Below are 18,316 nucleotides of genomic sequence, written 5' to 3' on the forward strand. Positions count from 1 at the left end.
CTGTGGCGAGGGGATTTATCCCCGTTTGGGCTGCGAAGCAGCCCTGGAAAACCTGACAGCCGGATTTGCCAGGTTGATTGATTCGATAGTTTTGGGGCTGCTTCGCAGCCCAGCGGGGATAATCCCCTCGCCACAAAAGCGGAGTGTTCGGTTCATTTTTTAACAGGACGACCTGATGTGCCTGATCGTATTTGCCTGGCGCCCCGGCCACGCCCAACCGCTGATCGTGGCGGCCAACCGCGACGAGTTCTATGCCCGGCCGACCTTGCCCCTGGCCCAATGGCCTGACGCGCCCCATGTCCATGCCGGGCGCGATCTCGAAGCCGGTGGCACCTGGCTCGGCATTGGCGCCGAAGGGCGTTTTGCCGCCCTGACCAATATCCGTGACCCGGGCCAGTTGCCGGCCTTCAAGTCGCGCGGTGAGCTGGTCGCGCGGTTCCTGACCGGGAATCTGTCGATTGCCGATTACCTCGGCGAAATCGTGCCCCGCGCCAACGAGTATGGTGGCTTCAACCTGCTGCTCGGCGATGGCACCGAGCTGTGGCACTACAACGCCCGCGATACCCAGCCCCAGCGGCTGGCCGAGGGTGTCTATGGTTTGTCGAACGCTGGGCTGAACACGCCATGGCCCAAATTGCTCAAGGCCCGGGTGGCCCTGGGCGAGGTGCTGGACGATCCGCAGCCCCAGGCCTTGTTGGCGCTGCTGAACGACCCACAACCCGCGCCGGTGGCGGAACTGCCAGACACGGGCGTGGGCCTGGCGACCGAGATGCTGCTATCGAGTGTATTCATTGCCAGTCCGGCCTACGGGACGCGGGCGAGTACGGCGCTGATTGTCCATGCCGATGGGGCGCGGCACATGGTCGAGCGCAGTTTCGGGCCCCATGGGGGGCATTTGGGGGAGGTGGAGGTCAGGGCTTAGTTTTGCTGTGTCGCTGCTGGCCTCATCGCGAGCAAGCTCGCTTCCACAGTCGATCGTCAGTGAACACAAGTTTTGTGAACAACCGAGATCCACTGTGGGAGCGAGCTTGCTCGCGATAGGGGCGCCGCAGGATCAGAGCGTCTTGTTCGAAGCCGGATTGATCATCCGCGCCAACCCAAGGTTCTTCAGCGCCAGTTGCAGGGAGCTGTGGATCACCTGCGGGTTGTCGATGGTCATCACTTCCGCCAGCAATTCCTGGGCTTTGCTGAGGTTGATCTGGCGCAGCATCCACTTCACTTTCGGCAGGTTGGTGGCGTTCATCGACAGGCTGTCGAACCCCATCGCCATCAGCAGCACCGCGGCCGCCGGGTCGCCGGCCATCTCACCGCAGATGCTCACCGGCTTGCCTTCGGCATGGGCGTCACGCACCACGTTCTGCAGGGCTTGCAGCACCGCCGGGTGCAGGTAGTCGTACAGGTCGGCGACCCGTGGGTTGTTACGGTCCACGGCCAGCAGGTACTGGGTCAGGTCGTTGGAGCCCACCGACAGGAAGTCCACCTGTCGCGCCAGTTCCTTGGTCTGGTACACCGCCGCGGGGATCTCGATCATCACCCCGACCGGCGGCATCGGCACGTCGGTGCCTTCGTCGCGCACTTCGCCCCAGGCCCGGTGGATCAGGTGCAGGGCTTCTTCCAGTTCATGGGTGCCGGAGATCATCGGCAACAGGATGCGCAGGTTGTTCAGGCCCTCGCTGGCCTTGAGCATGGCGCGGGCCTGGACCAGGAAGATTTCCGGGTGGTCGAGCGTCACGCGGATGCCGCGCCAGCCGAGGAACGGGTTGTCTTCCTTGATCGGGAAGTAGGACAGGGACTTGTCGCCGCCGATGTCCAGGCTGCGCATGGTCACCGGTTGCGGGTGGAACGCGGCCAGTTGTTCGCGGTAGATCGCCAGCTGTTCCTTTTCGCTGGGGAAGCGCTGGTTGATCATGAACGGCACTTCGGTGCGGTACAGGCCCACACCCTCGGCCCCACGCTTCTGCGCCCGGGCCACGTCGGCCAGCAGGCCGGTGTTGACCCACAGCGGCATACGGTGGCCGTCGAGGGTCACGCATGGCAGGTCCCGCAGCGCATCCAGTCCCAGGGACAGTTGCTTTTCTTCCTCCACCACATCGGCAAACTGCTTGCGCAGCACGTCGCTGGGGTTGGTGTAGACCTCGCCGTGGTAGCCATCGACGATCATCTGGATGCCGTCGACCTTGGAATACGGCAGGTCCACCAGGCCCATCACCGTCGGAATGCCCATGGCCCGGGCCAGGATCGCCACGTGGGAGTTGCCCGAGCCCAATACCGAGACCAGCCCCGCCAGCTTGCCTTCGGGCACTTCGCCGAGCATGGCCGGGGTCAGCTCTTCGCTGACCAGGATGGTGTTGTCGGGGTAGACCAGGGTCTGCTGGCGCTCCTGCTGCAAGTAGGCCAGCAACCGGCGGCCAAGGTCCTTGACGTCCGAGGCGCGCTCGCGCAGGTAGGCATCGTCCATCAGTTCGAAGCGGTTGACGTGGTCGGTCACTACCTGGCGCAGCGCGCCCTGGGCCCACTGGCCGGTCTTGATGACGGTGGTCACTTCGCTGCCCAGGGAGGCATCGTCGAGCATCATCAGGTAAACGTCGAACAGCGCGCGCTCTTCAGGGCGCAGCTGCGTCGCCAGCTTGGCCGACAGGGCCCGCATGTCGGCACGCACGCCTTCGATGGCGGTCTTGAACAGGCCCAGCTCGGCGTTGATGTCGGTGATGGTCTTGTCCGGCACCACGTCGAGGTCGGCGGGCGGCAACATGACCACGGCCGTGCCCACCGCCGCGCCCGGCGAACCCGGCACGCCGACGAACTTGGCTTCCTGGATGCCCTTGCCCTGGCGACCCAGGCCGCTGATCGAGCCGGTGGCCTCGGCGTGGGCGATAACGCCGGCCAGTTGCGCGCTCATGGTCACGAGGAAGGCTTCTTCACCTTCGTCGAACTGGCGGCGCTCTTTTTGCTGGATGACCAACACGCCGACGACGCGGCGGTGGTGGATGATCGGTGCGCCGAGGAACGAGGCATAACGCTCTTCGCCCGTTTCGGCAAAGTAGCGGTAGCGCGGGTGATCCGCGGCGTTTTCAAGGTTCAGGGGTTCTTCGCGCGTGCCGACCAGGCCGACCAGGCCTTCATTGGGGGCCATGCTGACCTTGCCAATGGAGCGCTTGTTCAAGCCCTCGGTGGCCATCAGCACGAAACGGTTGGTCTCGGGGTCCAGCAGGTAGACCGAGCAGACCTGGCTGCCCATGGCCTCTTTGACGCGCAATACAATAATCCCCAACGCCGCCTTGAGATCCTTGGCGGAGTTAACTTCCTGGACGATCTTGCGCAGCGTATTGAGCATGGCTCGGGGTCGAACTCCGTCGTCAGTCGCGCGTCAGAAGGCGCGGGGCAAGCTCTTTGAGAGCGCGTCGATACACTTCGCGCTTGAATGTCACCACCTGGCCCAACGGATACCAATAGCTGACCCAGCGCCAGCCATCGAACTCCGGTTTACCGGTCAAATCCATCCGCACCCGCTGCTCGTTGGAGATCAGGCGCAGGAGAAACCATTTCTGCTTCTGGCCGATGCACAGCGGTTGGCTGTGCGTGCGGACCAGGCGTTGCGGCAAACGATAGCGCAACCAGCCTCGGGTGCAGGCGAGTATTTCGACATCTTCTCGCTCGAGCCCCACTTCTTCGTTCAACTCGCGGTACAAGGCCTCTTCCGGCGTCTCCTGGGGGTTGATCCCACCCTGGGGAAACTGCCAGGCGTCTTGATTGATACGGCGAGCCCATAGCACCTGCCCAGCATCATTCGTAAGAATGATCCCCACATTGGGACGGAAACCATCGGGATCGATCACGGCAACAACCTCGCAAACGCATGTCGCCGCATTGTTCCACAAAGGTTGTGAAAGCAGCAACGAGCGCCCCTAGCTTATGTGCACTCTTGTGAAAAGTCCGTATTCTGGACGCCTTTCTTCAGATTTTTCAGCGAGTAACTGCAATGCGGCTGGCTTTATTCGACTTGGATAACACATTGCTGGGCGGCGACAGCGACCACGCGTGGGGCGATTACCTGTGTGAGCGCGGTTTTCTGGACGCTGTCACGTACAAGGCACGCAACGACGCGTTCTACGAGGACTACCTGGCCGGCAAGCTCGACAACGCCGAGTACCTGAATTTTTGCCTGGAAATCCTCGGCCGTACCGAAATGCACGTGCTGGCCCAGTGGCATCAGGACTACATGCGCGACTGCATCGAGCCGATCGTATTGCCCCAGGCCATCGAACTGCTGAAGAAGCACCGTGACGCCGGCGACAAGCTGGTGATCATCACCGCCACCAACCGCTTCGTCACCGCGCCGATTGTCGAGCGCCTGGGCGTCGAAACCCTGATCGCCACCGAATGCGAGATGATCGACGGGCGCTACAGTGGCCGCAGCACCGACATCCCGTGTTTTCGCGAGGGCAAGGTGACTCGGTTGAACCGTTGGCTGGAAGAAACCGGGTATTCCCTTGACGGCAGCTATTTCTACAGCGATTCGATGAACGACTTGCCGTTGCTGGAGGTGGTGACGCATCCGGTGGCGGTGGATCCGGATCCGAATCTCCGGGCCGAGGCCGAGAAGCGGGGTTGGCCGGTGATCAGTCTGCGCGGCTGAAACAGCTTTCGCGAGCAGGCTCGCTCCCACAAGGATTTGTGGACGACGCAAATCCCCTGTGGGAGCGAGCCTGCTCGCGAAAGGGGCGACACGGTCCAAAGCCTTAAACCGGCTTGGCCCCCATCAAACCCGCAATGGCGATAAAGCAGACGACGCTGAACAGCGCCAGGGCCAAGGTGAATTTGCCGTTGCCCGCCGTCGGCAACTTGCGCAGTTTGTTCAACCGCACCAATAGCCAGAACCCGGCCAGCGCCGCCACGGTGTACAGCACGCTGGAAGCCAGCAGCCAGGTCTGGCCCAGTGGCCAGCCGACTTGATGAACCATCCACCATCCGGTGAAGGGCAGGCTCGCCAGTGCCAGGATCATCACCAGCCAGATGAACAGTCGCGGCCGTTGCAGCGCGCGCGCGGCCGCCGTGGCATCGCCGTTGCGTCGCGTGCGCCAGACCCAGACGGCCAGCCCCAGGGCGCCTGCCAACAGCAACACCGTGGCGACGACGTGAGCGATTTTCAGCGCGGTTAACGTTTCCATCGTTCGATTTCCTTATGGCTTGCTCAACAGCTTAGCCTCTGTAGGGTTCACCCCAGGAACAGTTGATACGCCGGGTTGTCACTTTCATCCCAGTACGGATAGCCGATTTCTTCCAGGGCGGCGGGAACCAGGTGGCGTTCATCGTGAGGCACTTGCAGCCCCGCGACCACGCGGCCGTCCGCCGCGCCATGGTTGCGGTAGTGGAACATCGAGATATTCCAGCGCCCACCCAGCTTGTTGAGAAAGTTGAACAGCGCGCCCGGGCGCTCCGGGAATTCGAAGCGCAGCACCACTTCATCGATGACATGGGCCGCATGGCCGCCGACCATGTGGCGGATGTGCAACTTGGCCAGCTCATTGTCGGTCAGGTCCAGCACCGGGAAGCCTTGTTCGGTCAGGCTGGCGATCAGCGCGCTGCGCGGGTCGTTTTCCGGGTGGGTCTGCACGCCGACGAAAATGTGCGCTTCACTGCCGGTGTTGTAGCGATAGTTGAATTCGGTGATCTGGCGCTTGCCGACGGCTTCGCAGAACGCCTTGAAGCTGCCCGGCTTCTCGGGGATGGTCACGGCGATGATCGCTTCGCGGCCTTCGCCCAGTTCGGCGCGTTCGGCGACGTGGCGCAAGCGGTCGAAGTTGACGTTGGCACCGGAGTCGATGGCCACCAGGGTCTGGCCGCCGATGCCCCGTGACTCGACGTATTTCTTGATCCCGGCCACGCCCAGGGCGCCGGCAGGTTCGGTGATCGAGCGGGTATCGTCGTAGATATCCTTGATGGCGGCGCAGATCTCGTCGGTACTGACGGTGATCACTTCGTCCACATGATGCTTGCAGATATCAAAGGTGTGCTGGCCGATCTGCGCCACGGCAACGCCGTCGGCGAACAGCCCCACGGTCGGCAGCACCACGCGTTCGCCCGCGGCCATGGCCGCTTGCAGGCAATTGGAGTCGTCCGGCTCGACGCCGATGATCTTGATGTCCGGGCGCAGGTATTTCACGTAGGCCGCGATCCCGGCAATCAGCCCGCCACCGCCCACCGGGACGAAAATCGCATCCAGGCGCCCAGGGTGCTGGCGCAGGATTTCCATCGCCACCGTGCCCTGCCCGGCAATGGTGTGGGGGTCGTCATACGGGTGGATGTAGACGTAGCCCTTTTCGTCCACCAGTTTCAGCGAATAGGCCAGGGCTTCGGGGAACGAATCGCCGTGCAGCACCACTTTGCCGCCACGGGAGCGCACGCCTTCGACCTTGATTTCCGGCGTGGTCTTGGGCATCACGATGGTGGCCTTGACCCCCAGCACCTTGGCCGCCAGGGCCAGGCCCTGGGCGTGGTTGCCCGCCGAAGCCGTGACCACGCCGCGGGCGCGTTCTTCGTCGCTGAGCTGGGTCAGCTTGTTGTAGGCCCCGCGAATCTTGAACGAGAACACCGGCTGCAAGTCTTCACGCTTGAGCAAGATGCTGTTGCCCAGCCGCTCGGAGAGCTGGCGAGCGGTCTGCAGCGGGGTTTCCACGGCAACGTCGTAAACGCGCGAGGTGAGGATCTTTTTGACGTACTGTTCAAGCATCGGAAAGCATCACTGAGCGGGTTGGGCAGGACCAGGGAGTCTAACCCGGCTTTTGGCCGGGCCACCACAGGGATCTGCGTTCAATCAAGCAATGACCAAGGCCCTTGCGACGCCTATAATGCCGGCCTTTCGTTCCCTCTCGGCACCTTCGGAGCCCGCATGACCCAGGATCAACTCAAACAGGCCGTGGCCCAGGCCGCCGTCGACCTCATCCTCCCGAAACTGGATGACAAGAGCGTCGTCGGGGTCGGCACCGGCTCCACGGCCAATTGCTTCATCGATGCGCTGGCGCAACACAAGGGCGCGTTCGATGGCGCGGTCGCCAGCTCCGAAGCGACTGCCGCGCGCCTCAAGGGTCACGGGATCCCGGTGTACGAGCTCAACACTGTCAGCGACCTGGAGTTCTACATCGATGGCGCCGACGAAAGCGACGCGCACCTGAACCTGATCAAGGGCGGCGGCGCGGCCTTGACCCGCGAGAAGATCGTCGCGGCGGTGGCCAAGACCTTCATCTGCATTGCCGATGCCAGCAAACTGGTGCCGGTGCTGGGCGCGTTCCCATTGCCGGTGGAAGTCATTCCCATGGCCCGCAGCCACGTGGCCCGGCAACTGGTGAAGCTGGGCGGCGACCCGGTGTACCGCGAAGGCGTGCTCACCGATAACGGCAATATCATCCTGGACGTGCACAACCTGCAGATTACCAACCCGGTGGCGCTGGAAAGCCAGATCAACGCCATCGTTGGCGTGGTCACCAACGGTTTGTTCGCGGCGCGTCCGGCGGATGTGCTGTTGCTGGGAACCGCTGAAGGGGTGAAGACCCTGCGGGCTGAGTAAGTTGGCGAAATAGCTCTTTTGAGTGAAGCAGTCCCTGTGGGAGCGAGCTTGCTCGCGATAGCGGTCTATCCGACACATTGATGTTGGCTGACACACCGCCATCGCGAGCAAGCTCGCTCCCACATTAGGTTTTGTAGTGCATCAAGGCTGTGGCTTCTTGAACACATAGAACAGGTTCGGCTCGCTCACCAGATACAGGTTGCCGTCGTCGTCCATGGCCAGGCCTTCGGCCTGGGGCACGGTTTTCTGCAGGCCCTGGCCCCCCTTGCTCAACGACAACGTGCTCAACGGCCGGCCGTCGATATCCAATTCGATAATCAGCCGCGATTCATCGGACAGCGCCAGCAAGTGGCCGCTGCGTTCATCGTATTGCAGGCTTGAAAGGTCGCGCACGAACAGCCCGGCATCGCGCTTGGGGTTGTTGATCACATGGACCGCGTAGGACTTTTCCGGATTGTGGTGGGGAAACCCATGCACTTCATAAATCAGCATCGGGTCACGTTCCTTGGCCACGAACAGGCGTTTGCCCACCGAATCGTAGGCCAGCCCTTCGAACCCCTTGTTGCCGCTCATGTGCACGCCGAGGGTCATTTGCTCGGCGTCGGCGGCGTCGAGGAATTGGGTGTCGTCCTCCAGGTGAATCTTGATCAGGCGCTGCTGGCGTTCGTCAGTGATGACGTAAGTGTCTTCGCTGATGAATTCCACCGCCTCCGGATCGCCAAAGCCGATCAGGGCGATGCGCCGCAAAATCTTGCCGTCCAGCGACAGTTCGATCAGCTCGGCATTTTTATTGGTCACGGAGAACAGGCTCTTGCGGACCGGATCGAACGTCAGCGCGGAAACGTCATCGTCCAGGCCGTCGATCACCTGCGCCTCCACCGTGACCCGGTATTGGTCCAGGGCGATGGTCTCTTCGCTGGTGGGTTTCCAATAGGTGTTGAGGTTGAACCAGGCGCGCTCGAACAGGCGCAGGTGTTGACCGACGGCGATCAGGAGGATCAGCGCCAGCGTCAGCAATATCAGGATCAAGGGTTTGGGACGGGCGAGTCGACGCATGTTGGGGTGGGCTCGGATGAGAACAGGTGGGTGGAAATACCACGGCTGCCTGAACTGAAGCTTAATGGCTGTGTGCCACACCCTACAACGAAAGGGAACTTGTCCTACAGAATTAGTGCTGTCAGCGCTGTTTTTCGAAACGATAGAACAGATTCGGTTCGCTGACCACGTACACGTTGCCGGCTTCGTCGACGGTGACGCCTTCGGCGCGAGGGATCGTGTCTTTCAGGCCGTTGAAGCCACCCAGCAAGGTCATGAAGCTGACCTGCTCGCCTTTTTCGTCCAGCTCCAGCAGCAGGTGGGAGTCGGCCGAAAGCACCAGCGTGTGGCCGGTGCGCGGGTCGATCGCCAATGCCGAAAGGTTGCGCAGGTCCAGTTCATTGCTGACATGGATCTGCTTGTCGCCCTTGAGCAGTTGGCTGCCATCGCTTTTCCAGGTGAACAAGGCCGGGGGGCGTTCTTCGCCGAGCACCAGTTGCTGGTTGCGCGGGTCCCAGGCGATGGCTTCGAACCCTTTGTTCTGGTTCCGTGAGGCGCCCAGGTCATAGTGAGGAAAATCAGTGCTGTTCAGTTCGCGGGTGTTGGCATCCACCTGGACGATCGACAACATGTGATTGCGCTCGTCGGTAATCGCCAGCAGGCCATTGGTCATGCAGGTCACGCCTTCAGGGTTGTCCCAGCCCACCAAAGGCATCTTGCGCAGCACGTCGCCCTGCAGGGTCAGTTCCACCAGGAACGGGTTCTTGCCCATGACCGCGAACAGGGTCTTGGTCTGTGGGTTGTAGGCCACATCGGACGCCTCGTCCTTCTCCATGCCCGGTAGCGGCTTGGCGTCGATCACGGCGCGGTAATCCGGCAGCCAGATGCTTTCCTGGCGCTGGGCCGGGCTCTGGAAGTGTTCCGATAGCCAAAGCAGGCCGCGGTCGTCCCAATGCATCGCAACCGCCAGGCCATAGGCTGCGGCCACCGCCAGCAGCGACCAGGCATACCAGGGCAGGGCGAAGCGCGAGCGGCGGGCAGGTTTGGCGACAGGCAGTGCTTGGGTTTTGGCCATCGGGGAATGCGTTCCAGAAAATTCGGCTAGGGGAGTGGCTGGCTCAGATGCCGCATTCCCCGGGATTATCCGGATGGCATGTGAAAAAAACGGTAAATGATCGCAGATGCGTCATGTATCCCAGTGGAAGCGAGCTTGCTCGCGATGAAGCCATCACCTTCAACAGGGATGTTGGCTGGCACACCGCTATCGCGAGCAAGCTCGCTCCCACATGGGGGCAAAGGTTGGCCGTCAGCGAACGCTGCTTTCGAAGCGGCACGCCCCTGGCAGTTCCAGGATCAGCTCATCGCCCGCGTTCAGCGGCCCGACGCCCGCCGGGGTGCCGGTGAGGATCACGTCGCCGGCCTGCAGCGAGAAGCAACCGGCCATGTATTGGATCATCGGCACGATGGGGTTGAGCATCAGGCGGCTGTTGCCGTCCTGGCGCACTTCACCGTTGATGGTCAGGCGCACGGGAATGTCGGTCAGGTCGGCAAACGTGGCGTTCGAAACAAAGGGGGCAATCACCGCCGCGCCGTCAAAGGACTTGGCAACCTCCCAAGGCAGGCCCTTGGCCTTGAGCTCGGCCTGTTTGTCCCGCAGGGTCAGGTCCAGGGCCGGGGCGAAGCCGGAGATCGCATCCAGTACTTCTTCAGCGCTGGGCTTGGTGGACAGCGGCTTGCCGATCAGTACGGCGATTTCCGCCTCGTAGTGCACCGAGCCACGGTCGGCGGGAATGCTGAAGCCGCCTTCCAGTGGCACCACACAACTGCCCGGCTTGATGAACAGCAAGGGTTCGGTGGGTACCGGGTTGTCCAGTTCCTTTGCATGTTCGGCGTAGTTACGGCCAATGCACACCACTTTCCCCACCGGGAAATGAATACGTGTACCGTCGACATACTGGTGCTGATAGCTCATTACCGACTCCTGCTTCTGGGGTTCATCAGGTGTTTTAGGTATCAAATCGCGAAAATCTTGCCCGGGTTCATGATGCCGTTCGGGTCGAAGACCGTCTTCACGGCTTTCATGTATTCGATTTCTACCGGCGAACGACTATAGGTCAGGTAATCGCGCTTGGTCATGCCCACGCCGTGTTCGGCGGAAATCGAGCCGTTGTACTTCTCGACGGTTTCAAAGACCCATTTGTTCACGGTCGCGCACTTGGCGAAGAACTCATCCTTGCCGAGGTTTTCCGGCTTGAGGATGTTCAAGTGCAGGTTGCCGTCGCCAATGTGACCGAACCAGACGATTTCGAAATCCGGGTAGTGCTCGCCGACGATCGCGTCGATTTCCCGCAAGAAGGCCGGGACTTTCGAGACAGTCACCGAAATGTCGTTCTTGTAGGGCGTCCAGTGGGAAATGGTTTCGGAGATGTACTCGCGCAGCTTCCACAGGTTCTGCAGTTGGGTTTCGCTCTGGCTCATCACGCCATCCAGTACCCAGCCCTGCTCCACGCAGTGCTCGAAGGTCTCCAGGGCATGGTTGGCGACCTCTTCGGTGGTGGCTTCGAATTCCAGCAGGGCGTAGAACGGGCAGTCGGTTTCGAACGGCGCCGGAACGTCGCCACGACCGAGGACCTTGGCCAGGGCCTTGTCGGAGAAGAATTCGAAGGCGGTCAGGTCCAGCTTGCCTTGGAAAGCGTGCAGCACCGGCATGATCGAGTCGAAGTCCGGGGTGCCGAGCACCATGGCGGTGAGGTTTTTCGGCGCGCGGTCCAGGCGCATGGTGGCCTCGACCACGAAGCCCAGGGTGCCCTCGGCGCCGATGAACAGCTGTCGCAAGTCGTAGCCGGTGGCGTTCTTGATCAGGTCCTTGTTCAGCTCCAGCAGGTCGCCCTTGCCGGTGACGACCTTCATGCCCGCCACCCAGTTGCGGGTCATGCCGTAGCGAATGACCTTGATACCGCCGGCATTGGTGCCGATATTGCCGCCAATCTGGCTGGAACCCGCCGAGGCGAAGTCCACCGGGTAGTACAGGCCATGCTCCTCAGCCTTGTTCTGCAGCTGTTCGGTGACCACGCCGGGCTGGCACACGGCAGTGCGGTCGGTCAGGTTCACGTCGAGAATCTGGTTCATGTAGTCGAACGACACCACGACTTCGCCGTTGGCGGCCACGGCCGCGGCGGACAGCCCGGTGCGCCCGCCCGATGGCACCAGCGCGACCTTGTGCGCATTGGCCCAGCGCACGATGGCCTGGACCTGCTCGGTGGTCTTGGGAAAGACGATGGCTGTCGGCGCCGGGGCGAAATGCTTGGTCCAATCCTTGCCGTAAGCGTTCAGGGAGTCGGCATCGGTCAAGACCTTGCCAGGCTCAACCAGGGTCTTCAGCTCATCTATCACGGCAGGATGGGTCATCGACAGAACTCTCGAACAATTCATGGTCATCCTGAGAACGCTTCACGTCGCAGGAATGAGTGTTTAGCGGGGTGCGTATGCTAGCATACCGACCCCGCAGCGTAGTGCCCAACGGCTGTTCTGCGGCGACGGCTGTCACGCCGGTCGGGCCAGCATGCGCTGTCCGATTCCCTGCCATTTTTCTCCGGGACACAGGTTTACGCAGATGAGCAAGACTTCTCTCGATAAGAGCAAGATCAAGTTCCTTCTTCTCGAAGGCGTCCACCAATCGGCTGTCGACGTCCTCAAGTCGGCGGGCTACACCAGCATCGAGTACATCACCAGTTCTCTGCCGGAAGCCCAGCTCAAGGAAAAGATCGCCGATGCTCACTTCATCGGCATTCGCTCCCGTACTCAACTGACCGAAGAGATCTTCGACCACGCCAAGAAACTGGTGGCGGTCGGCTGCTTCTGCATCGGCACCAACCAGGTTGATCTCAACGCGGCTCGCGAGCGCGGTATCGCGGTGTTCAACGCGCCGTACTCCAACACCCGTTCCGTCGCCGAACTGGTACTGGCCGAAGCGATCCTGCTGCTGCGCGGCATCCCTGAGAAGAATGCTTCCTGCCACCGTGGTGGTTGGATCAAGAGCGCGGCCAACTCCTTCGAAATCCGCGGCAAGAAGCTGGGTATCGTCGGCTACGGCTCGATCGGCACGCAGTTGTCGGTACTGGCTGAAGGCCTGGGCATGCAGGTGTTCTTCTACGACACCGTGACCAAGCTGCCCCTGGGCAACGCCACCCAGGTCAACGACTTGCACGAGCTGCTGGGCATGTCCGACATCGTGACCCTGCACGTGCCGGAAACCGCCGCCACCCAGTGGATGATCGGCGAGAAGGAAATCCGTGCCATCAAGAAGGGCGGGATCCTGATCAACGCCGCGCGTGGCACCGTGGTCAAGCTCGACGCCCTGGCCGAAGCGATCAAGGACAAGCACCTGATCGGTGCCGCCATCGACGTGTTCCCGGTGGAGCCGCGCTCCAACGACGACATCTTCGAAAGCCCGCTGCGTGGCCTGGACAACGTGATCCTGACCCCGCACATCGGTGGTTCCACCGCTGAAGCCCAAGCCAACATCGGCCTGGAAGTGGCGGAGAAGCTGGTCAAGTACAGCGACAACGGTACGTCGGTATCGTCGGTGAACTTCCCGGAAGTGGCCCTGCCGGCCCACCCTGGCAAGCATCGCCTGCTGCACGTCCACGAGAACATCCCGGGTGTGATGAGCGAGATCAACAAGGTCTTCGCCGAAAACGGCATCAACATTTCCGGTCAGTTCCTGCAAACCAACGAGAAAGTCGGCTACGTCGTGATCGACGTCGATGCCGAATACTCGGACCTGGCGCAAGAGAAGCTGCAGCACATCAATGGCACGATTCGTTGCCGCGTGTTGTTCTAAGCAGGCTGGCTTTGCAGTAAAAAAACGGGAGCCTCGCAAGGGGCTCCCGTTTTTTTTGTCTAGCACATAACCTGTGGGAGCGAGCTTGCTCGCGATAGCGTCGGTCCAGTTGGCCGATCTATCCACTGACACACCGCTATCGCGAGCAAGCTCGCTCCCACAGGTTTGTGTTGTGTCAGCCAGTCATGCGTTATTTCACGTTGACAGTGATCTTCTTGGACACGATCGACGGCTCGAATGGCATGTGGCCGCTGTCGCCCAGGATCAATTGCAAGGTGTGCTTGCCTGGGGGCAGTTTGATGGTGGCCTCGGTCTGTGCCTTGCCGAAGTGCATGTGATTGGCGTCGGTTGGAATCGGCGCGCCGGCGGCAGGCAGCTTGTCGACATCAATCAGCAAATGGTGATGGCCCGTGTTCTTGGTCACATCGCCGGCGGGGGCCAGGGCGATGTTCTTGACGCCGAACTTGACCTTGAATTCCTGGGTGACCGTCGCGCCGTCTTCCGGGGAAACGATGAACACTTCAGCACCTTTAGGCGCCGGTGTCGCGGCGCTTGCCAGCATCGAAGCGCCCAATAACAGACCGGCCAACGCGGCACGAGACATAAAGCTTTTCATTTTTTTCTCCAGTTTTTCCATGAAATCCGCCTGGCCATCACAACTTCATGACCAATCGTTGTCGAAGCCTGCAACAACCATAGCAAAGCGAGCCTGAAACGAGCGTCGCTTGTATAAATACAAAGGAGTGACCATGCGCTTTCTGCCTGGCCTGATTTGCCTGCTACCCCTTTTGAGCCCCCTGGCTCATGCCGAACTGATCGATGACATCAATGACCGTGGCGAACTGCGCATTGCCCTCGAGGCCAACACCGCGCCCTTCAACTTCAAGGAAGACGGCAAACTCACCGGCTTCGAAGTGGAACTGGGTGAAATGCTCGCGGCGGAACTCGATGTACGGCCCGATTTCGTGGTCACCGATGCCGGGGATCTACTGTCCGGTGTGGAGAATGGCAAGTACGACGTTGCCATCAACCACATAGCAATGACCCCGGAACTGGCAGAACGTTTCGACCTCAGTGCCGCTTACAGCCGTCCGGATGCACAACTGCTGGCGAGCAAGGAGGAGCCGCAGCGTCCGTTGGTCATGGCGCAGTCGTTCCAGCCGGAAGAGAAGAGTGGCCCGCCGCCGAGCCTGGTGATTCCGTTCCAAAAGGGCAACCCGGCGTTCAAGGCCAGCCTGGATAACGCCCTGACGCGTATCAGGGATGACGGGAGGCTGGAGCAGTTGTCGCAGAAGTGGCTGAAGAAACAGGAATGAAAGCTTCCTGGCGATGAGGCAAGCCATCGAGCTTCATTGACTGTTGGAGCGCTATCGCGAGCAAGCTCGCTCCCACAATGGAGCTGTGGTGCCCACCGATACTGAGTTCACAACTGATCGAGTGTGGGAGCGAGCTTGCTCGCGATGGCGTCCTCGAATCCTAAGCAGGCTTGCGCCAGACACTCGCCAACCAAGGCTGTTGCTCCCGCGGCAGCCCCGCCGGCCGGTAATAATGCTCCAGCTCGACAAAGCCCGCTTGCGTGAGCAATGTGCGCCAGGCCGCGAGGTCGTGATAAGCGCCGAAGCGCTGGCCGTTCCAGCCTTCCTGGTTTTCGCCCCGAGGGTTCGAGCTGAACAGCACCCCACCGGGCTTGAGCGTGGCGTGCAGTTGCTTGAGTACCCGAGGCAGTTCCTGGACGGGGACATGAAACAGCACCGCGTTGGCGAATATCCCGTCAAAGCGTTCGGCCGGCAGGTCGAGTTTCAGGAAGTCCTGCTGCCACACCTCACAACCGCTGTCCTGGCGTGCCATGCGGGCAAATTCCTCTGAACCGTCGAGGCCGACCGCGACATGGCCCATGGCCGTGAAGGTGCGCAGGTCGCGCCCCGGGCCGCAGCCGAAATCCAGGATGTGCAGCGGTGCCTGGCCCTGGATATGACGCAGCAAGGCGTCGATGTTCTGGCTGACATCATGGTCGCGGGTGCCTTCGCGGAAGCTTTCTGCCACGGCGTTGTAATGGCTCAGGGTTGTGGCGGTGATGGCGTGCAGGTCGTCGGCGGTGTGCTTCATGGGTATTGGCTTGGGTGGGAAACGTTGGGCTGACTATACCGCACATCCACGGGGCAGCCCCTGTGAGAGCACAGCTTGCTTGCGATGAACGATGACACGGTATTGAAGTTGAAACCGTGTCGCCTGTTCGCGAGCAAGCTGTGCTCCCACAGTTCCTACAAACTCAGCGCTTGTTCAAGCCCCGCGCCAGGCGGTCACCACCCAATTGGATCACTGCCACCAACGCCACCAGCAACACGATCACCGTGAGCATGATCTGGCTGTCGAAACGCTGGTAGCCATAGCGGTAGGCGATGTCGCCCAGGCCACCGGCACCGATTGCCCCGGCCATGGCCGAGGAGTTGATCATGGTCACCAGCGTGATGGTGAAACCGCCGACGATGCCCGGCAGGGCTTCGGGCAGCAGCACATGCCAGACGATGTGCCAGCGGCGGCAACCCATGGCCTGGGCCGCTTCGATCAGGCCATGGTCGACTTCCCGCAGGCTGACTTCGGCGATACGGGCGAAGAACGGCGTGGCGGCGATGGTCAGCGGGACGACCGCGGCCCACACGCCATAGGTGGTGCCGACGATCAGCCGGGTGAACGGAATCAGCGCCACCATCAGAATCAGGAACGGTATCGAGCGGAACAGGTTCACGAACGCGCCCAGGGCCCGGTTCAAGGCCGGCGCTTCATAGATCCCGCCCTTGCCGCTGGTGACCAGGATCACCGCCAGCGGTATGCCCGCCAGCAACGCGATCAACGATGAAACGCCGACCATCAGGAAGGTGTCGATGAAACCTTGCAACAACCGATCAAACCACATAACCCAGCACCTCCACCCGTTGCGCCCAATTGCCCGCCCGTTGACGCAGTTCTTCGGCGCCCCACGACGAACCGCTCACGGCCAGCAGCAATTGCCCCAGCCCGTGGCCCTGAATCCGTTCGATGCCGCCGTGCAGCAAGCGCACCCGCCCACCGAGGGCGCTGAACAAGGCGGCAAGATCCGGTTCCTCGCGATCTATGCCGGTGAATTGCAGGCGCAGCACCGTAGCCGCGTCCGCCGACGCCGGCAGCGCCTGCAAGCGACTTTGCAGTTCTTCCGGGATGGGGTGTTGCAGCGGCGCCAGCAGCGTCCGGCTGACCTCGTGTCGCGGGTTGCCGAAGACTTCCCAGACCGGTCCCTGCTCGACGATCCGTCCCTGCTCAAGCACCACCACCCGGTCGCAGACTTCGCGAATCACCGCCATTTCATGGGTGATCAAGACGATGGTCAGGCCCAGCCGCTGGTTGATCTCGCGCAGCAGGCCGAGGATCGACTGGGTGGTCTCCGGGTCCAGGGCCGAGGTGGCTTCGTCGCACAGCAGGATCTGCGGGTCATGCACCAGGGCGCGGGCAATCCCGACCCGCTGCTTCTGCCCGCCCGAAAGCTGCGCCGGGTAGGCCTTGTGCTTGCCGTGCAGACCCACCAGCTCCAACAGCTCGCGGACTTTGCGCTGGCGCTGCTCCTTGGGCACGCCGGCGACCTTGAGCGGCAGCTCGACGTTCTGCCACACGGTCTTGGCCGACATCAGGTTGAAGTGCTGGAAGATCATGCCGATGCGCCGACGCAGCTCCACCAGGCGGTCTTCATCGAGCTCGCCGATGTCCACCCGGTCGATCAACACCCGGCCACTGGTGGGTTGTTCGAGCCGGTTGATAGTGCGGATCAGCGAAGACTTGCCGGCACCGCTGCGGCCGATGATGCCGAACACTTCGCCGCGCTGGATCGCCAGGTCGATGCCTTGTAGCGCCGCCACCGGGCCCTGGCTGCCGTTGTAGGTCTTGCCCAGGCCGATGAAACGTACGTGGGCGCGGTTCAGCTCTGGATGCAGTTCAGTCTGGTCGGCGCTTTGCGGCGCGGGGGCTTCGTCGCGGAGTCGCGCGTTGACGGCATTCATGTCAGCCTTCCCAACCGGCTTGGTAGAGCTTGCCGTGGGCCTTGTCCAGGGCGGCGCGCACGACTGGCGAGTGCTGGTAGATGTCGACGAACTTGATCAGCCGTGGATCGTTCTGGCTCTTGGGCTGGATCACGAACTGAATCACGTATTCCTTGTGATCGAGGCCGTCGAACAGCAAGGCCGAGCTGGCATCGAAGGTCTTGGCCAGGCGGATGTAGGCCGGGTAGCCCTGCACCAGGTCGGCGTCTTCATAGGCACGCACCAGTTGCACCGCTTCGACTTGCAGGATCTTGAGTTTCTTCGGGTTGGCGACGATGTCGTCTTCGGTGGCCTTGTAGCCGACGCCCGGCTTGAGGCTGATCAACCCGGCCTTGGCCAGCAGTTGCAGGCCGCGACCGCTGTTGATCGGGTCGTTGGCAATGGCGACGCTGGCGCCTTCGGGCAGTTCGTCGAAGCTTTTGTATTTTTTCGAATAGAGGCCGACGTTGTTGATGATTCCCGGCGCAAACGGCACCAGGTCGAACCCGGCGGCGGCCTTGGCGTTTTCCAGGAACGGGATGTGCTGGAAGTAATTCACGTCGATGTCACCGGAAGCCAGGCTGACGTTGGGCGCGATCCAGTCGCTGAACTCCACCAGTTCGACCTTCAGGCCTTGTTTGCCGGCTTCTTCGGCCGCTGCTTCCAGGGGAATGGCGAACGCGGCGGTGGTACCGATCTTCAACGGTGCGTCGGCGGCAAACAGCGCCGAGCTGAACAGGCCGAGGGCCAGGGCCAGTGCTTTGACTGGCAGGGTCAGGAATTGCGTGGTCATGTCAGTTATTCCAGTCATTGATTAATTGAGTCATG

General features: G+C 61.7%; 18 protein-coding genes. 5 read left to right on the plus strand and 13 right to left on the minus strand.

The window, feature by feature from the left end:
* The first annotated feature begins 175 nt into the window (after positions 1-175).
* A complete protein-coding gene (locus tag BLU85_RS16360; protein WP_092201332.1) occupies positions 176-922 on the plus strand; it encodes an NRDE family protein in 747 nt (248 codons plus the stop codon).
* 132 nt (positions 923-1,054) lie between these two features.
* Here the strand turns inward: BLU85_RS16360 and ptsP are convergent, their stop codons facing one another.
* Both ptsP and BLU85_RS16370 read right to left on the minus strand, forming a co-directional pair.
* Complete coding sequence (gene ptsP / locus BLU85_RS16365) at positions 1,055-3,334, minus strand: phosphoenolpyruvate--protein phosphotransferase (protein ID WP_053180992.1); 2,280 nt, start codon at positions 3,332-3,334, stop codon at positions 1,055-1,057.
* 22 nt (positions 3,335-3,356) lie between these two features.
* Positions 3,357-3,836 carry an RNA pyrophosphohydrolase gene (locus BLU85_RS16370; protein WP_003186867.1) on the minus strand — a complete coding sequence of 160 codons (480 nt, stop codon included), beginning with the start codon at positions 3,834-3,836 and terminating at the stop codon, positions 3,357-3,359.
* 143 nt (positions 3,837-3,979) lie between these two features.
* Between BLU85_RS16370 and BLU85_RS16375 the strand changes: the two genes are divergently transcribed.
* On the plus strand, positions 3,980-4,636 hold the full coding sequence (locus BLU85_RS16375) for a histidinol-phosphatase (protein WP_092201330.1): 657 nt from the start codon (positions 3,980-3,982) through the stop codon (positions 4,634-4,636).
* 103 nt (positions 4,637-4,739) lie between these two features.
* Here BLU85_RS16375 and BLU85_RS16380 read toward each other — a convergent pair whose 3' ends face one another.
* Together BLU85_RS16380 and ilvA are read right to left on the minus strand one after the other, a co-directional pair.
* The gene (locus tag BLU85_RS16380) at positions 4,740-5,168 is read right to left on the minus strand and encodes a DUF2269 family protein (protein WP_092201328.1); all 429 of its coding nucleotides are present in this window, start codon (positions 5,166-5,168) and stop codon (positions 4,740-4,742) included.
* 47 nt (positions 5,169-5,215) lie between these two features.
* Complete coding sequence (ilvA, locus tag BLU85_RS16385) at positions 5,216-6,730, minus strand: threonine ammonia-lyase, biosynthetic (RefSeq protein WP_092201326.1); 1,515 nt, start codon at positions 6,728-6,730, stop codon at positions 5,216-5,218.
* A gap of 159 nt (positions 6,731-6,889) precedes the next feature.
* Here ilvA and rpiA point away from each other — a divergent pair, with 159 nt between their 5' ends.
* The gene (gene rpiA, locus BLU85_RS16390) at positions 6,890-7,564 is read left to right on the plus strand and encodes a ribose-5-phosphate isomerase RpiA (protein WP_092201324.1); all 675 of its coding nucleotides are present in this window, start codon (positions 6,890-6,892) and stop codon (positions 7,562-7,564) included.
* A gap of 141 nt (positions 7,565-7,705) precedes the next feature.
* Here rpiA and BLU85_RS16395 read toward each other — a convergent pair whose 3' ends face one another.
* The 4 genes from BLU85_RS16395 to BLU85_RS16410 form a co-directional block, all read right to left on the minus strand.
* Positions 7,706-8,620, minus strand: a complete 915-nt coding sequence (locus BLU85_RS16395) for an SdiA-regulated domain-containing protein (RefSeq protein WP_092201322.1) — start codon at positions 8,618-8,620, stop codon at positions 7,706-7,708.
* Between the two features lie 121 nt (positions 8,621-8,741).
* Positions 8,742-9,674 carry an SdiA-regulated domain-containing protein gene (locus BLU85_RS16400; RefSeq protein WP_092201320.1) on the minus strand — a complete coding sequence of 311 codons (933 nt, stop codon included), beginning with the start codon at positions 9,672-9,674 and terminating at the stop codon, positions 8,742-8,744.
* 231 nt (positions 9,675-9,905) lie between these two features.
* Positions 9,906-10,571: a fumarylacetoacetate hydrolase family protein gene (locus tag BLU85_RS16405; RefSeq protein WP_092201318.1), complete on the minus strand. Its 666-nt coding sequence runs from the start codon at positions 10,569-10,571 to the stop codon at positions 9,906-9,908.
* A 41-nt stretch (positions 10,572-10,612) separates the two neighbouring features.
* Complete coding sequence (locus BLU85_RS16410) at positions 10,613-12,007, minus strand: FAD-binding oxidoreductase (RefSeq protein ID WP_092201316.1); 1,395 nt, start codon at positions 12,005-12,007, stop codon at positions 10,613-10,615.
* A 205-nt stretch (positions 12,008-12,212) separates the two neighbouring features.
* Here BLU85_RS16410 and serA point away from each other — a divergent pair, with 205 nt between their 5' ends.
* Positions 12,213-13,442, plus strand: coding sequence for a phosphoglycerate dehydrogenase (gene serA / locus BLU85_RS16420; RefSeq protein ID WP_092201314.1), 1,230 nt, complete (start codon positions 12,213-12,215; stop codon positions 13,440-13,442).
* 190 nt (positions 13,443-13,632) lie between these two features.
* On the opposite strand, the gene BLU85_RS16425 is transcribed toward serA, so the two are convergent.
* On the minus strand, positions 13,633-14,058 hold the full coding sequence (locus BLU85_RS16425; protein ID WP_092201402.1) for a DUF4399 domain-containing protein: 426 nt from the start codon (positions 14,056-14,058) through the stop codon (positions 13,633-13,635).
* Positions 14,059-14,191: 133 nt separating this feature from the next.
* Here BLU85_RS16425 and BLU85_RS16430 point away from each other — a divergent pair, with 133 nt between their 5' ends.
* A complete protein-coding gene (locus BLU85_RS16430) occupies positions 14,192-14,758 on the plus strand; it encodes a transporter substrate-binding domain-containing protein (protein WP_092201313.1) in 567 nt (188 codons plus the stop codon).
* 160 nt (positions 14,759-14,918) lie between these two features.
* Here the strand turns inward: BLU85_RS16430 and BLU85_RS16435 are convergent, their stop codons facing one another.
* The 4 genes from BLU85_RS16435 to BLU85_RS16450 all read right to left on the minus strand — a co-directional run bounded on the left by BLU85_RS16435 (position 14,919) and on the right by BLU85_RS16450 (position 18,281).
* Positions 14,919-15,548 (minus strand): class I SAM-dependent methyltransferase, encoded by a 630-nt coding sequence (locus BLU85_RS16435; protein WP_092201311.1) that lies wholly within the window; start codon positions 15,546-15,548, stop codon positions 14,919-14,921.
* A 163-nt stretch (positions 15,549-15,711) separates the two neighbouring features.
* The gene (locus BLU85_RS16440) at positions 15,712-16,356 is read right to left on the minus strand and encodes a methionine ABC transporter permease (protein WP_025211262.1); all 645 of its coding nucleotides are present in this window, start codon (positions 16,354-16,356) and stop codon (positions 15,712-15,714) included.
* Entirely contained in the window at positions 16,346-17,470 is a 1,125-nt protein-coding gene (locus tag BLU85_RS16445) for a methionine ABC transporter ATP-binding protein (protein WP_092201309.1), read from the minus strand. The genes BLU85_RS16440 and BLU85_RS16445 overlap by 11 nt, the downstream gene beginning before the upstream one ends.
* A gap of 1 nt (position 17,471) precedes the next feature.
* Entirely contained in the window at positions 17,472-18,281 is an 810-nt protein-coding gene (locus BLU85_RS16450) for a MetQ/NlpA family ABC transporter substrate-binding protein (RefSeq protein WP_092201307.1), read from the minus strand.
* Positions 18,282-18,316 lie beyond the last annotated feature (35 nt).

Source organism: Pseudomonas sp. NFACC14, assembly GCF_900106885.1.
In the GTDB taxonomy this organism is placed as follows: Bacteria; Pseudomonadota; Gammaproteobacteria; order Pseudomonadales; family Pseudomonadaceae; genus Aquipseudomonas; species Aquipseudomonas fluorescens_AA.

Bases quoted from the DNA above. Each gene is read 5' to 3' on its own strand.
- BLU85_RS16425 (WP_092201402.1), bottom strand. From the start codon at position 14,058: ATGAAAAGCTTTATGTCTCGTGCCGCGTTGGCCGGTCTGTTATTGGGC.
- rpiA (WP_092201324.1), top strand. From the start codon at position 6,890: ATGACCCAGGATCAACTCAAACAGGCCGTGGCCCAGGCCGCCGTCGAC.
- BLU85_RS16405 (WP_092201318.1), bottom strand. From the start codon at position 10,571: ATGAGCTATCAGCACCAGTATGTCGACGGTACACGTATTCATTTCCCG.
- BLU85_RS16445 (WP_092201309.1), bottom strand. From the start codon at position 17,470: ATGAATGCCGTCAACGCGCGACTCCGCGACGAAGCCCCCGCGCCGCAA.
- BLU85_RS16435 (WP_092201311.1), bottom strand. From the start codon at position 15,548: ATGAAGCACACCGCCGACGACCTGCACGCCATCACCGCCACAACCCTG.
- BLU85_RS16400 (WP_092201320.1), bottom strand. From the start codon at position 9,674: ATGGCCAAAACCCAAGCACTGCCTGTCGCCAAACCTGCCCGCCGCTCG.
- BLU85_RS16430 (WP_092201313.1), top strand. From the start codon at position 14,192: ATGCGCTTTCTGCCTGGCCTGATTTGCCTGCTACCCCTTTTGAGCCCC.
- BLU85_RS16380 (WP_092201328.1), bottom strand. From the start codon at position 5,168: ATGGAAACGTTAACCGCGCTGAAAATCGCTCACGTCGTCGCCACGGTG.
- BLU85_RS16450 (WP_092201307.1), bottom strand. From the start codon at position 18,281: ATGACCACGCAATTCCTGACCCTGCCAGTCAAAGCACTGGCCCTGGCC.
- BLU85_RS16440 (WP_025211262.1), bottom strand. From the start codon at position 16,356: ATGTGGTTTGATCGGTTGTTGCAAGGTTTCATCGACACCTTCCTGATG.
- serA (WP_092201314.1), top strand. From the start codon at position 12,213: ATGAGCAAGACTTCTCTCGATAAGAGCAAGATCAAGTTCCTTCTTCTC.
- BLU85_RS16375 (WP_092201330.1), top strand. From the start codon at position 3,980: ATGCGGCTGGCTTTATTCGACTTGGATAACACATTGCTGGGCGGCGAC.
- BLU85_RS16360 (WP_092201332.1), top strand. From the start codon at position 176: ATGTGCCTGATCGTATTTGCCTGGCGCCCCGGCCACGCCCAACCGCTG.
- ilvA (WP_092201326.1), bottom strand. From the start codon at position 6,730: ATGCTTGAACAGTACGTCAAAAAGATCCTCACCTCGCGCGTTTACGAC.
- BLU85_RS16410 (WP_092201316.1), bottom strand. From the start codon at position 12,007: ATGACCCATCCTGCCGTGATAGATGAGCTGAAGACCCTGGTTGAGCCT.
- ptsP (WP_053180992.1), bottom strand. From the start codon at position 3,334: ATGCTCAATACGCTGCGCAAGATCGTCCAGGAAGTTAACTCCGCCAAG.
- BLU85_RS16395 (WP_092201322.1), bottom strand. From the start codon at position 8,620: ATGCGTCGACTCGCCCGTCCCAAACCCTTGATCCTGATATTGCTGACG.